The organism is Deferrisoma palaeochoriense, assembly GCF_054656955.1.
This window is the reverse complement of record NZ_BAAHXI010000026.1, coordinates 34,539-48,820: the sequence shown is the minus strand read 5'-3', so window position 1 is coordinate 48,820 and position 14,282 is coordinate 34,539. Positions and strand designations below refer to the sequence as shown.

Sequence of the window (14,282 nt, the reverse complement as noted above, 5' to 3'; positions counted from 1 at the left end):
AATCTCCTTGCGCGCCTCTATTGGCGCCGGGTTAATAACGATGGTGGGAGCGATGGGCCAGGTCGGAAACTACCGGATCGCGGGCCGCATCGGCCAGGGCGGCATGGCCACGGTGTACAAGGGGATCCAGGCGTCCCTGGACCGCCCCGTGGCCATCAAGGTGATCTCCAAGAACCTGGCCGAGGACCCGGAGCTCCGGGAGCGGTTCCTGCGGGAGTCGCACATCATCGCGCGGCTCGCCCACCCCAACATCATCCACGTGATCGACCGGGGCATCACCCGGGACGGCCGGCCGTTTTTCGTGATGGAGTACGTGGAGGGCACCGACCTCGCCCGGTGGATCCGGGAAGGGGGGCTCGACACGAACCGCCGGCTCGACCTCATGACCCAGGTGTGCAAGGCGCTCGCCTACGCCCACAAAAACGGGGTGGTGCACCGCGACATCAAGCCCGGGAACATCCTGGTGGACCTGGACGGCAACGCCCGGGTGCTCGACTTCGGTATCGCCCAGTTCGCCGACGAGGCGCTCGGGGGCGATGCCACCGGGGCCGGGGTCGTCATGGGCACGCTCGCCTACATGTCCCCCGAGCAGCGGGTGGACAGCCGGGCCGTGACCCCGGCGAGCGACATCTACTCCCTGGGCGTGGTGCTCTACGAACTTTTCGCGGGCGAAAAGCCCGGCGACCCCTACCGCCCCCTGCGGGAGCGCGACCCCACGGTGCCCCCGGGGCTCGACGACCTGGTGCGCGAGTGCCTCGACCCCGACCCGGCCAGGCGCCCGCCGTCGGCCGACGCGGTGCGCGACCGGCTCCTGCAGATGCTCCGGGGCGCCCACCTGGCCGGGGACCAGCGCCGCAGGGCCGGGGAGGGGCTTGCGCGCATCGAGGACAAGTTCGCGCTCCTCGACGTCTTGAAGGAGGACCGGTTTGGCGCGGTCTACCTCTATGAGGACCGGGTGGACCACAAGCTCCTCGTGATCAAGCGCAAACCGGCCGCGAGCCAGGGCTACACGGACGCCCGTCTCCTCACCACGCTGCGTCACCCCAACATCGCCGGGATCCTGGGGACCTCCCGCAACGAGCAGTTCTACATCGTGGTGATGGAGTACCTGAGCGGCGGGTCGCTCCGGGACCGCCTGGTGCGGCCGCTGCCCTGGCCCGAAGCGGTCCGGATCGCCCGCGGGATCCTCCAGGGCCTGGCGTTCGCCCACCGGAACCGCATCGTCCACGGGAACCTCCGGCCCTCCAACGTGCTCTTCGGCGAACGGGGCGAGGTGAAGCTCACCGATTTCGGCCTGGACGAGCACTACGGCGACCCCTCGGGCCCCCCCAACTGGTACGGCATCCGGGGGGAGCCCCGGTCGCCCCGGGCGGACCTGTTCGCGGTGGGGGTGATGCTCTACGAGATGCTGGCCGGCGCGCGGCCCCGGTGGGAGGCCGGCGGGTTGGTGGAAGCCGAGCCGGTGCAAAGCGCGCCCGCGCTCCTGCGCGAACTGGTGCGCTCGTGCCTGGCCCTCGCCCCGGACGGCCGGCCCGAAAGCGCCGACGCCGCCCTGGAGGTTCTGGACCGGGTCGAGGGCGGGGGCCCCACCGACCTCGAGGACGACGCGCCGACGTTGGTGTTGCCGGCGGACGATCCCGGGGCGCCGGAGCCGCGGGGGAGGAGGGCTGGCGGCGCCTGGGCCCGCCGGGCCGGGTGGGGGCTTGCCCTGGCGGCGTCCGGGGCCGCCGGCTACTGGGCCCACGCGCTCGTGTCGGGCACCGCGCCCCCGGCCGTGCAGTCGCTCTACGACACCACCGTGGCCTGGGCCAAAGGCGTGCTCGGGGGGTAGGCGAGGGGAGGCGGCGCCTACCCCTTCGCTTCGGGCCGAAGGCCCAGAAGAACTGACGTTGCGGCGCGGAAGCCGCTCCCACGGGGTGGGGCGGGCGCGGAGGCTTGAATCACCAAGGTTTTTAGCGTCCTAGCCTCCTAGCTTCCCAGCCTCCCAGCTGTTGCAAGGAGCTTCGCCATGCAATGGAGCGTGAAGATCGCCGACCGGGAGGTGGCCCGGTTCGAGGTGCCCGACGGGGCAAGCGTGGTCCTCGGCCGGGGGGCCGACGCGGACGTGCGCCTCGACAACCCGGCCGTGTCGCGCCGGCACTGCCGGATCTCGGTCGCGGGCGAAACCGTGCGGCTGGAGGACCTGGGCAGCCAAAACGGCACCTTCGTGGGCGAAGCCCGGGTTGAGGGGGAGGTGGCGCTCCCGCCCGGCCAGGGGTTCCGGGTGGCCAAGTTCGCGGTGGAACCCGTCGTGGCCGGCGCGGCGGCCCCGGCCCGGGACCTGGACGCCACGGTGGTGCTCGATGCCCGGCCCGCTCGGCCGGCGAGCCGACGGCGGCTCGTCCTCGTGGGGGGGCGGGCCGAACCGGGGGAGCTGGACCTCGCCGGCCGGGGGGTGGTCCGGGTGGGGAAGGGGCCCGACTGCGAGGTGCGCCTGCGGGGGTTCGGGCTCGGCCGGGTGCAGTTCAGCCTGCTGGCCTCGGGCGAGGGGCACGTGCTCACCCCCAAGGGCGGCTGGCGGGCCACCCGGGTCCGGGGGGCGAAGGCCTCCGGGCCCACCCCGCTCGCCCCGGGGGACGAGATCGCGGCCGGCCCCGTCCGGTTCCGGTACGAGTAGTCCCGGTGTGGAACCCATTTCGCCGGAAGCCGGAAACGGCCTGGACCGCGGCCGGCCGCACCCACCCGGGCCTCGTCCGGGCCCGGAACGAGGACGCCTTTCGGGTCCTGGAGCGGCCCGCGGCCTGGGTGGTGGCCGACGGCATGGGCGGCCACGCCGCCGGCGACCGCGCGGCCCGGTTGGCCGTGGACGTCGTGGCGGGCCGGCTCTCGGCGGCGGGGCATCCCGGCGCCGAAGACCTCGTGGCCGCCGTGGAGGAGGCCCACCGGGCCGTGGGCCGGGACGCCGCCTCCCATCCCTCGCGGACCGGCATGGGATGCACCCTGGTGGCCGCCCTGGCCGAGGGCGGGCGGGTGCACGTGGTGCACGTGGGGGACGCCCGGTGCTACCGGTGGGACGGGGAGCGCCTCGCGCGGGTCACCCGCGACCATTCGGCCGCGGTGGAGTGGGGATTCGCCGGCGCAGGGCTTCGGAACGTGGTCACCCGGGCCGTGGGGGTGGCCCTGGACGAGGGGCCGGAGTACACCCCGGTGGACGTGGCGCCGGGGCAGGGGCTGCTCCTGTGCTCCGACGGGCTTTGGGGCCCAGTGCCGGCCGGGGTGATGGAGGAGGTGATGGGGGAGGCGGCCGACCCGGCGGAGGCCTGCGAGCGCCTCGTGGCCGAGGCCCTGGGCCGCGGCGCCCCCGACAACGTGACCGCGGTGGTGGCCCTGCGGAAGGCGTGAGAGAACTCGGCCACGGATTTACGAATACCTTCGAAGTAACTTCGGTCGTCGGTCGCCGGTCTCGCGGTCTTCGGTCCCGTGGTCCAGACGGCCGCGGTGCACCGTGTGGCCGAGGCGGAAGTTATTGTTTTGCAAACAGGCCGCGCCCCGCGGCCTACGGACCTTCAACAGTATTGCCGGGGGGCGGGTGGGGGACTGGTTCCGGCCGGGCGCGAGTGCGGCACCCGATCGCCGCGCCTTTCCATGCCGTTGTCGGCTCGGCAGGCCGGGGCGGCGGTGACGGACGTTCCGCATCTTTCAAAGCGATCCGAGCGTGGTGATGGCGCGGCGAGGTAAGGGGCCGCACCCGGCTCTCCACCAGCCCCCCACCCGCGGGTTTCCCTTGCAACGCCCGGGATCTGACAACATTTTCGTTGGTCTTAGTACACAGATGGACACAGATTTCGGGAGAGGCCGTCCCGGATCGATTCGTGTCAGTTCCTAGCCGGAAATGTTTCCCCGGGGATGGCCAGGGAGAGCGAACCCGTTGCCACCCCTTTGCCGCTCCTCAGGGTTCCCCGTCGAAACATCTGTGCAAATCTGTGTTCCTCTGTGGCCAAAACCTTACCCCGCCATCTCCACCCGCACGCGGAGTTTCGTGTTCCCGATCCGGACCACGTCCCCCTCGCCCACGAACTCGGCCGTGGCCGCGCGGTCGTTCACGAAGGTGCCGTTGGTGCTCCCCAGGTCCTTCACGATCACCCGGTCCTTCACCCGTTCGATCTCCAGGTGGATCCGGCTCACAAGGGGGTCGTTCACCCGGACCGTGGCGTCGCCCCGGCCCACCGTGATCCGGGTGTCGTCGAAGGTGTGGGTGGAGCGTCGGCCGTCCTGGGGTTCCACCTCCACGACGAGGCGGTAAGCGGCCCGGGGCATGCCCATCTGGGCCAGGTCGCTCACGTGGTGGTACACGGTGCCGTCCGGGGTCGGTTCCGGAGGGGGCGGGGGGACCGCCGGGGGTCGCTCGTGGAGGTGGTCCTGCACCACGGAAACCTCGCCGCAGCGCTTGCAGCGGTAGCGCACGGGCTGCTTCGGCAGCTTGGCCGGGTCGACCTTGAGGGCCGCCCGGCAGGAAGGACACACGAACACGAGCGCCATCCGCGCCCTCCCGGGGTCACCCAGCCTCCCGCGCCTTGGCGAGGGCGAGCGCCCGCTCGATCCGCTCCAGGGCCCACTCGCGGCCCACGAGCACCAGGGTCTCGAAGATGCCCGGGCTCACGGTGGTGCCGGTCACGGCCACCCGGAGGGGCTGGGCGGCCTTGCCCATCTTGAGCCCGTGTTTGCCCTCCACCACCTCCACGAAGGCCCGCTCCAGGGGTTCCAGGTCCCACTCGTCCACCGCCCGGAACGCCTCGAGGAGATCGGAGAGCACGGGGACGATCGAGGCCTTGAGGTGCTTCTTGGCGGCGTCGGGCTCGATCTCGATCTCGCGCACGAAGTAGGGCGTGGCCTTCTCGGCGAACTCCGCGAGCGTTTTGCACCGGGGCCGGAACGCTTCCACCAGCACCTCGAGCTTCTTGCGGTCCGAGGTATCCCAGCCGCGCTTCTCGAGGAACGGCCGCACCCGTTCCACCAGCCGGTCTTGGGGGCACTCCTTGATGTAGTGGGCGTTGAGCCACAGGAGCTTCTCCTCGTTGAAGATGCTCGCCGAGCGCCCCACGCCGTCGAGGTCGAAGAGCTCGATGAGCTCCTGGAGCGAGAAGATCTCCTGGTCACCGTGGGACCACCCCAGGCGCGCCAGGAAGTTCACCAGGGCCTCGGGCAGGAACCCGGCCTCCCGGTACGCCTCCACACTGGTGGCCCCGTGGCGTTTGGAGAGCCGCTTCTTGTCCGGGCCGAGGATCATGGGCACGTGGGCGAACTTCGGCAGCGGGTAGCCCAGGGCGTGGTAGAGCTGGATCTGGCGGGGCGTGTTGTTCAGATGGTCGTCGCCCCGGATCACGTGCGTGATGCCCATCAGGGCGTCGTCCACCACCACCACGAAGTTGTAGGTGGGCGAGCCGTCGGTCCGCAGGATCACGAGGTCGTCGAGTTCCTCGTTGTCGTAGGTCACCTCGCCCCGCAGGAGGTCGGGCACCGTGGTGGTGCCCCCCTGGGGCGCCTTGAACCGGACCACGTGGGGTTTCGACGGGTCCACGTCGGTGCGCGCCCGGCAGGTGCCGTCGTACTTGGGCTTGCGCCCCTCGGCCAGGGCCTTCTGGCGCTTCGCCTCCACCACCTCGGGCGGGCAGTCGCAGCGGTAGGCCTTGCCCTCCCGCAGGAGCTTCTCCACGTGCTCCAGGTAGAGTTCCGTGCGCTGGCTCTGGAAGTACGGGCCCTCGTCCCACTCGAGGCCGAGCCACCGCATGGAGTCGAGGATCGCCCGGGTGCTCTTCTCGGTGGACCGCTCCCGGTCGGTGTCCTCGATCCGCAGCACGAAGGTGCCGCCGTGGTGGCGGGCGTAGAGGAAGTTGAACAGCGCGGTGCGGGCGCCGCCCACGTGCAGGTAACCGGTGGGGCTCGGCGCGAAACGAGTCCGTACACCCGACATGGGGGTCTCCTTGTTCGGGCTTCGCGCTGGAAGGCGGGGAGGCTCGAAGGCTAGGAAGCTTGGAAGCTGGGAGCCCGTTCCCCCACCGTTCCGGCGGATGGGGTTGCGTCTTCTTGTCCTGGGAAGCGGAGTTGTCGTGCGCCCGGACGGAGCGCGTGGAACCCCGGCGCGTGAACCTACAAACAACGTCGGGCCTGCTCACGGGCAGGCCCGGCGGGATCAGGCCACAAGGATGCCGGCGTAGCCCACCACCCGGCGGTAATCGCCGCTCGCGTCGCCCGAGGTGGCGTACCGGACGAGCTCGGCCCCCCGGGCCCCGAGCCGGCGCGCGGCCACCAGCATGGCGGCGGTGGGCACGATGCCGCACATTGTAATCCCATGGCGTTTCGCAGTGTCAAGGAGCCCCCGGGGATCGAGCTCCAAGACCCGCTCGATGGCGAGCTTGTCCTTGGCCCGGGCCACGTCGTCGGGCTCGTAATGGCTCATGTCGCTCGATGCGACCAGGAGCACGGGCTCTCCCCACCCGGCGAGCGTGTCCGCAAGGGCGTTTCCCACCTCGGCGATCTCGCCGAAGGACCGAAGCGCCAGGCAGATCGGCACGATCCGAAGGCCCGGCCGCTTCACCTGGAGGAACGGGAGCTGGACCTCCAGGGAGTGCTCGTGCACGTGGGCGAGGGTGTCTTCCTGCAGGATGGGGCAGGCTGCCAAAAGCGCCTCGGCCAGGTCCTCGGCCACCGGCACGGTGCCGAGCGGAGTCGCCCACCCGCCCCGGGCCCAGACCGCGGCTTCGGCGCCGAGCCCCGTGTGGTTGGGCCCCAGGAGCACGACCGTCTCGGGGATGTGCACGGCGCCCAGGGTCGCGCCCGCCACCGCCCCGGAATAGACGTACCCGGCGTGGGGCGACACCACGCCCAGCGCGGGCCGTTCCGGGCCCGCGCCGAGCGCCCGAACCACGAACTCCCGGAGGGCCACGGGGTCTCCGGGATAGAACTGTCCGGCGACAACGGGTTTTCGAATCATGGCGCACTCCGTGTCAGGGGTCGGAATTCGGAGGACAGAAGACAGGGAAAACCGGCGCCCCTCGGGTTCCCTCTCCCCCCACGGGGGGAGAGGGCCGAGGTGAGGGGGGGCCACCACGCCGCCCAGAACCTCGCCTCCCGGGACCCCAAAGCGCGGCACCCGATCGCCAGCGCTTGTGGTGGGCCCTTCATCCCCCTCCCCCCTACCCCCCTCCCACCAGAGGAGGGGGGACTGCAACGCCGTTCCGGGCTGCCCTCTGTCTCCCTCTCCCCCCACGGGGGGAGAGGGCCGGGGTGAGGGGGGGCACAATCTCCCCCAGCCTCCTAACCTCCCAGTTTTTCCGCCTCGTCCAGTTCCGCGAAGAACCGTTCCAGGTCGTCCACGGTGTTGTAGAAATGGGGCGACACCCGAAGCCCCGGGCCCCGGGCGGCCACGAACACGCCCCGGTCGTGGAGCGTCTCGGCCAGTTCGGCCGCCGGCCGCCGCGGCACGAAGGTCAGGATACCGCTTCGCTCGCCGGACGCCAGGGGCGAGGCGATCGTGTATCCCCGCTCCCGGAGCCCCTCGATCAGGCGATCGGTGAGCTCCCGCACCCGGTCCCACACCCGTTCGATCCCGACCTCCAGCAAGAGGTCCACCGCCGCGCTCAGGCCGTGCACCGCGATGGTGCTCGGGCTTCCCGCCTCGAACCGGGCCGCGTCGGGCCGCAGCTCGAACCGGATCCGGTCGAAAGCGAGCGGGTCGGCCACCGAGTTCCAGCCCACCTCGACCGGGTGCAGGAGGTTCAGGGCCTCGTCCGAGAGGTACAGGATCCCGATCCCCTCGGGCCCGCAGAGCCACTTGTGGGCGTCGGCCGCGAGCGCGTGGACGCCGAGGCGTTGGGGCTCCAGGGGCAGGCACCCCAGGGCCTGGATCGCGTCCACGAACAGGAACACCCCCCGCTCCCGGCAGATCTCCCCCAGGGCGGCCAGGTCGTTTCGGAACCCGGTGCCGTACTCCACGGCCGATACCGCGAGCACCCGAACCCCGGGTTCGTCCAGGGCCTTTTGATAGTCGTCCAGTTCGAGGCGGCCGCCCCGCTCGGGAACCCGAATCACGCGGACGCCCCTCCGCGCTAGGTTCATCCAGGGGTACACGTTGGTCGGGAACTCCCCCTCGGGCACCACCGCGGCCTCGCCGGGCTTCCAGGGAAACCCCTCGGCCACGAAGGAGACCCCCTCCGAGGTGTTCTTGACGAACGCCACGTTCCCGGGGCGCACCCCGAGGAGCCGGGCCGCGGACTCCCGGGCCCGCCGGAGTCCGGCCAGGAGCCGCCCGTAGCGAAACGCGCCCCACACGGTGCACTCCCGGGTTGCGGCCCCCACCGCCTCGGCGACCCGGGTCGAGAGGGGGGCGACGCCCGCGTGGTTGAGGTACGTGACCCGGTCCGCTACCGGGAACCAGGAACGCCAAAGTGTCTCCACGGTGCGTCTCCTTTCCTCGGGGGCGAGCGACCCCGAAAACGTAAACGGCCCTGGCCGGTTTGGCCAGGGCCCGTGGCGCCGGTGGCGCGGTGCGGGGCTACGAGGGCTCCTGCTTGAGCTTCTCGATCGCCTCCTGGATGAGCCGCTCGGCAAGCTGGGGCACCACCTCCCACACCACCTTTTCGACCGTGGCCTGGACGAGCGGGGTGAGGGCCTCGGCCGACAGGCTCCGCTCCAGGGCCGCGCGGACCGTGGACTCGATGGCCGGGGCGAGATCCGCGGCGGCCGCCGCCGGTGTCGCCGGTTCCTCCACCCCCTCGTCCCAGTCGGCCCGGTGGGGCGGGGTTTGGCCGGGCTCCTCCCAGCCGGTGGCGCCTTCCTCGTAGGCCTCGGGCGTCTCGGGGAAAGTGGCGGCCGCAGCGGCGGCCGGCTCCTCCGGCACCTCGTCGGAGAGGGGTTCTTCCGGGAGGGCGGCGGCCTCTTCGGGGGGCGGCGCGCCCGCACCCGGCGCACTCCCGAGGGGCTCGCCGGGTTCCTCCGGGGCCCCCGGTTCGCCGGCGGGGGGGGCCTCCTCCTCAGGGGCGGCCCAGGGGCCCTCCCCCAGGTCGAGGTCCTCCCCCGCGGGCTCGGCGGCGGGAGCCTCGGCGGGCTCGTCCGCGATCGAGGCGAGGAGGTCGCCGATGTCCTCGTCGTCCCCCTCGACGGGGGCGGCCGCGGGTTCCGCGGGCTCCTCGCCGATCGAGGCCAGGAGATCCCCGATCTCGTCCTCCGCCTCGCCCGCCCCGGCCGGGGCAGCCGCTTCGAGGTCCACCGGCTGTCCGGCGTCCTCCCCGTGGCCCAGATCGGCCTCGAACGACAGGAGGTCGTCGAGGCCCAGTTCCGGCTCCTCCTCCCCGGGCGGCGGCACCTCGATCGGCTCCAGGTCCTCCAGGAGCTCGAACTCCGAGAGGTCGTCCTCGTCCGAGAGGTCGATGATCTCCACCTCATCGCCCGCCGGAGCCGGAGCGGCCCCGGCCGGACGCTTCTCGTCGGCCTCGGCCGTGAGGTCCAGTTCCAGGTTGTCCATGCCGAAGCTTTGCATTTCCACGGCCTCCTGGAGTGCCCCGAGGAGTTCCTCGGAGGAGAAGGGTTTCGCGAGGATCGCGATGGCGCCGGCGGCCTTGGCCGCGGCCGGGGCCACCCGGGCCCCCATCAGCACCACGGGCGCCCGGGCCGCTGCCGGGTGCTCTCGCAGCCTGCGACACAGGCCCAAGCCGTCACCTTCGCCCAGATCGGCGTCGCACAGGACCACGTCGGGGGAGGCCTCGCCGAGCGCGGCCAAGGCTTCTTCCTCCCCCGCCGCCTCGACCACGTCCCACGGTTCCCCCGCCAGGGCCAGGCGCACGGCCTCCCGGATCGTGGGGCTGTCGTCCACCACCAGCACGGTCTTGGGCATGACGTCTCCCTTGGCGGTTCTCCCTACGTTTCGGCCGTCTTACGAAAAACTGAAGCGAAGTCGGTCACCGGTCTCCGGCGCTCGGTGCGCCGGCGGGGCGAGGGGAGCTCGAGCCGGCCGTCGACCGGGCCGCCGTCCCTAAATCACCTTCCAGGGCTGGGGCATGAAGATCCGCTCGTAGAGCAGGATCGCGTACCGGTCGGTCATGCCCGCGACGAAGTCGGCCGCGAGGTCCTCGATTTTCTCCCCGGGGATCGGCTGGGCCAGGGTCTCCAGGAACCAGTCGGGGTTCGCCACGAAGTGGCCGTAGAGCTCCTCCAGGATCTTTTTCGCCTTGACGAAATCGCCGTGGACCGTCGGGTTTTCATACACCCGCTCGTACAGGAACTCCCGCAGCTCCAAGGCCGCGGCGTGGACCTCCTCGCCCAGGGCGATGGCCTCCCAGCCGCGCCGCATGGTCTCGGCCACGGCGTCCCGGACCATCCGGTCGATCCGCTGCCCGTGGGTCTCCCCCAGCACGGCCCGCACCCGGGCCGGAATCTCCTCGCGGCGGATCACCCCGGCCCGCAGGGCGTCGTCCACGTCGTGGTTGAGGTAGGCGATGAGGTCGGCCACCCGCACCACCTGGGCCTCCAGGCTCACCCCCGTGGCCAGGATCTCCCCGCGACCCTTGGAATGGTGGAGGATGCCCTCGCGCACCTCGTGGGTGAGGTTGAGCCCCCGGCCGCCCCGTTCCAGCAGATCGACGACCCGCAGGCTCTGGACGGCGTGGTGGAACCCCCCGGGCCGGAGTTCCCGGAGCACGGTTTCCCCGGCGTGGCCGAAGGGGGTGTGCCCGAGGTCGTGGCCCAGGGCGATGGCCTCGACCAGCGCCTCGTTGAGCCGCAAGGCCCGGGCGATCGTGCGGGCGATCTGGCTCACCTCGAGGGTGTGGGTGAGCCGGGTGCGGTAGTGGTCGCCCGCCGGGGCCAGGAACACCTGGGTCTTGTGCTTGAGCCGGCGGAAGGCCTTGGAGTGGAGGATCCGGTCCCGGTCGTGCTGGAAGCAGGGCCGGATGTCGCAGGGTTCCTCGGGCCGCGCCCGCCCCCGCGAACGGGCCGACCGGGCCGCCCGCGGATGGAGCTCCCGGTCCTCCGCCGCCTCCAACATCTCGCGCACGCAACCGTCCACGCCGTCCCTCCTCGCCCCCGCCAGGGTAGCGCAAGCGACGGCCGGGGGCCAAGGACTGGCGGCGGGGCCTGGGGGCAAGGTAAGGTTCGGTGGGGGTCGTGCCGATCCGTGCCGAGACGGGGCGGGTGCGGCCCCCAAGGAGACCCCAATGGCGAAACGCGCAACGATCGGATGCCTCCTCCTGTGCGCGGGAATGCTCGCCGGCTTGGCCGGGGAGGGATGGGCCGCCCGGTGCGGCACGGGGGTGAGGGACCGCGGCCCCCAGGTGCGGTTTGCGCCGCTTCCTCGGCGGGCCGCGCTGCGGGAGGTTGCCCCGGTCGACACGGCTGGGGCCCATGTGTTGACCACGGAGCATTTCCGGGTCTTGTGGGGCGACGGCTACGACGCGAGTGACACAGACTGGGGCGATAGCAACGGTGACGGCAAGCCCGACTGGGTCGGCGAGTGGGCCGATGCCCTGGAAGACGCCTACGACACCCTGGTGGGGCTGGGGTTCCCGGCACCCTACGGCTCCGACCGCTACTACATCGACGTGTACGTGGGGAACACGGGGGTGGTGGTCGAGGGAACCCCGGTGCTTTTGGATTCCTCGTACTATGCCTACACCGAAATCGACACCGATTTCGGTGTGGCTTACATGGTGGTGAACGACGACTTCTCCGCCCACACCCATGATGAGGCGGCCGTCCTGCGGGCCACCGCAGCCCACGAGCTGTTCCACGCCGTCCAGCGGTCCCTGGGGTACCCGTGGGACGACGAGGCGGCGGTGCCGGATTCGCGCTGGCGGAAGGAGGGGTGGTGGTTCGAGGCCACGGCCACCTGGATGGAGGAGGTCGTCACCCCGGACGTGGACGACTACGTGACCTACGTAAAGGAGTTCCTCTCCCACCCCGAGGAACCCCTGAACAGCCAGGACGGGCTTCGGGAGTACGGGGCCGCGATCTTCCCCGGGTTCCTCTGGTTGCGCCATGGGGCCGACCTCTGGGTGGACGTGTTCAGCCGGGCCTACGAGGAAGGCCTCGAGGCCGTCCTGGACGAGGCGCTGGAGGCCCAGGCCGGGACCACGCTGGCCGACACGGTGGCCGCGTTCTGGAGCCTGGCCGCCCATCCGGAGGATTTCTGGCCGGACGGGGCGGAGTACCGGAGCACCGGGGTCCCCCGCCTGAGCCGCGACGCCGCAGTCCTGCCGCTCGACTACTCCACCGGCTTTTCGTCGGCCCCGGGCCGGTTCGGGGCCAACCTGTTCCGGTTGCCGGTCACCGGCACCAGCCTCACCGTGTTGTTCCAACCCACGTCTCCTGGCCAGGCCCGTCTGGCCGTTTCGCGCGAAGGCGACCCCTCGGCGGCCGTGACCGACCTTTCGGAGGGAACCCGGTCCGTCTCTGTGCCGGGGGGAGACGGCCCGGCGTACGTGGCCCTGGTCAACCTGGGAGAGGCGGGCCTGAACTATTCGGTTGCGTTCGAAGAGGGCGGCCAGGGCACGGTGTCGGACGCGACCGGCACGGGAAGTGGGGGCAACCAGGCCTCCGGAACCGGGGAGGGGACCGCCGGCACGGGGCCAGGTGCCGTGGCCGATGGGGCGTCGCCCACCACGGGCGGGTGCTTTTTGTCCTCGCTGGCCTGGTGAGGGGGGGCGGCCCGCCCTTGTTCCGGGGCACTTGAACGTCGAGGAAGATTTGGGTAGGTTCTCCTCCCGTAACGGGGGAATTCGGGAGGCCGGGATGGGGCCCATTGGGGTGGGCACAAATCCGGTTGCGTGGATCGCCTCGGCACCTAGGGGACTCGTGGGTCCCCTAGGGCCGGGGCTTTTTTCGTTCTGCCGCCCGGGTGGGCGGGAAGGAGGGATGCCATGAGGAAAGCTGGAATCGTCTTGGCGTGTGTGCTCCTTGGGCTCGCGGCGCCCGCCGCCTGGGCCGGGAAGGGGAGATCGAAGCCGCCGCCGGAGCCCGCCCCCGACTCGGTCCTCTCGGCTCACCTGGCCGAGGCCGACGGCACGACCGGGCAGGACACGAACGCCGGCGCGGGGGTGAAAACCGGCCACATCCAGGACGGCGCGGTCACCCAGGCGAAGCTGGGGGCCGACGTGCTGGACCGGTTCGCGGCCCTGGAGGCCGCGGTTTCGGCCCTTGAAGCCCAGAACGCCGCGCTCGCCGCACAGGTCTCGGCCCTCGAGGCCCAGAATGCCGAGTTGGCCGCCCGGGCCCAGGAGCTAGAAACCCAGGCGGCGGACCTTGCGGCCCGGCTGGCGTCGGTCGAGGCCAACCCGGTGCTCGCCCTGGGGCCGTACGTGCGGTTGGAGCCCGCCGAGTTGGACCTGCTCGCCGGACCCCATGTGGTGTTCGAGGGGGTGAACGTGCACATCCGAAGCGGTTCCGGCACAACCGACGCCGCGAACGGGCTGGGGAACCTCGTCGTGGGCTACAACGAGCCGGGCGGGTGGTTCCCGCCCGACCGGTTTGGCTCCCACAACCTCGTAGTGGGCAGGTTCCACTCGTATCCGGGCACCGGCGGGGTCGTGGCGGGTGAGGAGAACCGGGTAGCGGGGACCGCCGCCTCGGTGCTCGGCGGCATCCGGAACGCCGCGGACGGCCCGTACGCCGTGGTCGTCGGCGGGGAGGGGAATGTGGCAGGGGCCTGGGGATGGTGGGGCCCGGGCGGCCCGGTGGTGGTCGGCGGAATGAACAACCAGGCCAACGCTCCGGGGTCGGTTGTGGTATCCGGCGAGTCCAACACCGCCTCGGGGTACCTGTCCGCGGTTCTCGGCGGTACGTGGAACGATGCCTGGGGCGACCGGTCCGCGGTGGTGGGCGGCGCCGGGAACCGCGCCGAGGGGTGGGAGTCGGCCGTCCTGGGCGGCCAGGGCAACATCGCTGCCGGTCAGTCGTCCACCGTTTCGGGCGGCGAGGCCAACCAGGCCTGGGGGCCGAGCTCCACGGTGAGCGGCGGCTCCAGCAACCAGGCCCAGGGCGCCCGCTCCGCCGTGGGCGGCGGGGCCAGCCGCGTGGCTCCAGCCGACGACAACTGGGCCGCCGGGAGCCTGCTGGAGGCAAATTGACGGTTCACACGGGGCGGCTGCGAAGCCGCCCCGTTGCTTACAGGAAGCAACGGTGTGGGGAATGCGGACGCAATCGGAGGCACAAGCCCCGAGCGCTCGCCGCCGGAGCGGTTGACCCCCGGGAGGCCGGCTGGTAGACTCCCGCGCCAACCGGAAACCGGGGGCCCGTAGGAGCACCGATGTTGGACC

11 protein-coding genes are annotated in these 14,282 nt (G+C 71.7%); 5 read left to right on the top strand and 6 right to left on the bottom strand.

The window, feature by feature from the left end:
• Nucleotides 1-52: 52 nt before the first annotated feature.
• The 3 genes from ACYQ8L_RS09100 to ACYQ8L_RS09090 all read left to right on the top strand — a co-directional run bounded on the left by ACYQ8L_RS09100 (nt 53) and on the right by ACYQ8L_RS09090 (nt 3,381).
• Nucleotides 53-1,831: a serine/threonine-protein kinase gene (locus tag ACYQ8L_RS09100; RefSeq protein WP_459941473.1), complete on the top strand. Its 1,779-nt coding sequence runs from the start codon at nt 53-55 to the stop codon at nt 1,829-1,831.
• A gap of 177 nt (nt 1,832-2,008) precedes the next feature.
• Nucleotides 2,009-2,656, top strand: coding sequence for an FHA domain-containing protein (locus ACYQ8L_RS09095; protein ID WP_459941472.1), 648 nt, complete (start codon nt 2,009-2,011; stop codon nt 2,654-2,656).
• Between the two features lie 5 nt (nt 2,657-2,661).
• On the top strand, nt 2,662-3,381 hold the full coding sequence (locus ACYQ8L_RS09090; protein WP_459941471.1) for a PP2C family protein-serine/threonine phosphatase: 720 nt from the start codon (nt 2,662-2,664) through the stop codon (nt 3,379-3,381).
• 603 nt (nt 3,382-3,984) lie between these two features.
• On the opposite strand, the gene ACYQ8L_RS09085 is transcribed toward ACYQ8L_RS09090, so the two are convergent.
• From ACYQ8L_RS09085 to ACYQ8L_RS09060, 6 genes are all read right to left on the bottom strand, one after another.
• Nucleotides 3,985-4,518, bottom strand: coding sequence for an FHA domain-containing protein (locus ACYQ8L_RS09085; protein WP_459941470.1), 534 nt, complete (start codon nt 4,516-4,518; stop codon nt 3,985-3,987).
• A 16-nt stretch (nt 4,519-4,534) separates the two neighbouring features.
• Nucleotides 4,535-5,950, bottom strand: coding sequence for a glutamate--tRNA ligase (gene gltX, locus ACYQ8L_RS09080; protein WP_459941469.1), 1,416 nt, complete (start codon nt 5,948-5,950; stop codon nt 4,535-4,537).
• Nucleotides 5,951-6,169: 219 nt separating this feature from the next.
• A complete protein-coding gene (amrB, locus tag ACYQ8L_RS09075) occupies nt 6,170-6,970 on the bottom strand; it encodes an AmmeMemoRadiSam system protein B (protein WP_459941468.1) in 801 nt (266 codons plus the stop codon).
• 323 nt (nt 6,971-7,293) lie between these two features.
• Entirely contained in the window at nt 7,294-8,433 is a 1,140-nt protein-coding gene (locus ACYQ8L_RS09070; RefSeq protein ID WP_459941467.1) for an aminotransferase class V-fold PLP-dependent enzyme, read from the bottom strand.
• 97 nt (nt 8,434-8,530) lie between these two features.
• Nucleotides 8,531-9,868, bottom strand: coding sequence for a response regulator (locus tag ACYQ8L_RS09065; RefSeq protein ID WP_459941466.1), 1,338 nt, complete (start codon nt 9,866-9,868; stop codon nt 8,531-8,533).
• A gap of 138 nt (nt 9,869-10,006) precedes the next feature.
• On the bottom strand, nt 10,007-11,017 hold the full coding sequence (locus ACYQ8L_RS09060; protein WP_459941475.1) for a deoxyguanosinetriphosphate triphosphohydrolase: 1,011 nt from the start codon (nt 11,015-11,017) through the stop codon (nt 10,007-10,009).
• Between the two features lie 169 nt (nt 11,018-11,186).
• Here ACYQ8L_RS09060 and ACYQ8L_RS09055 point away from each other — a divergent pair, with 169 nt between their 5' ends.
• A complete protein-coding gene (locus tag ACYQ8L_RS09055; RefSeq protein WP_459941465.1) occupies nt 11,187-12,665 on the top strand; it encodes an MXAN_6640 family putative metalloprotease in 1,479 nt (492 codons plus the stop codon).
• A 222-nt stretch (nt 12,666-12,887) separates the two neighbouring features.
• Nucleotides 12,888-14,093, top strand: coding sequence for a hypothetical protein (locus tag ACYQ8L_RS09050; protein ID WP_459941464.1), 1,206 nt, complete (start codon nt 12,888-12,890; stop codon nt 14,091-14,093).
• Nucleotides 14,094-14,282 lie beyond the last annotated feature (189 nt).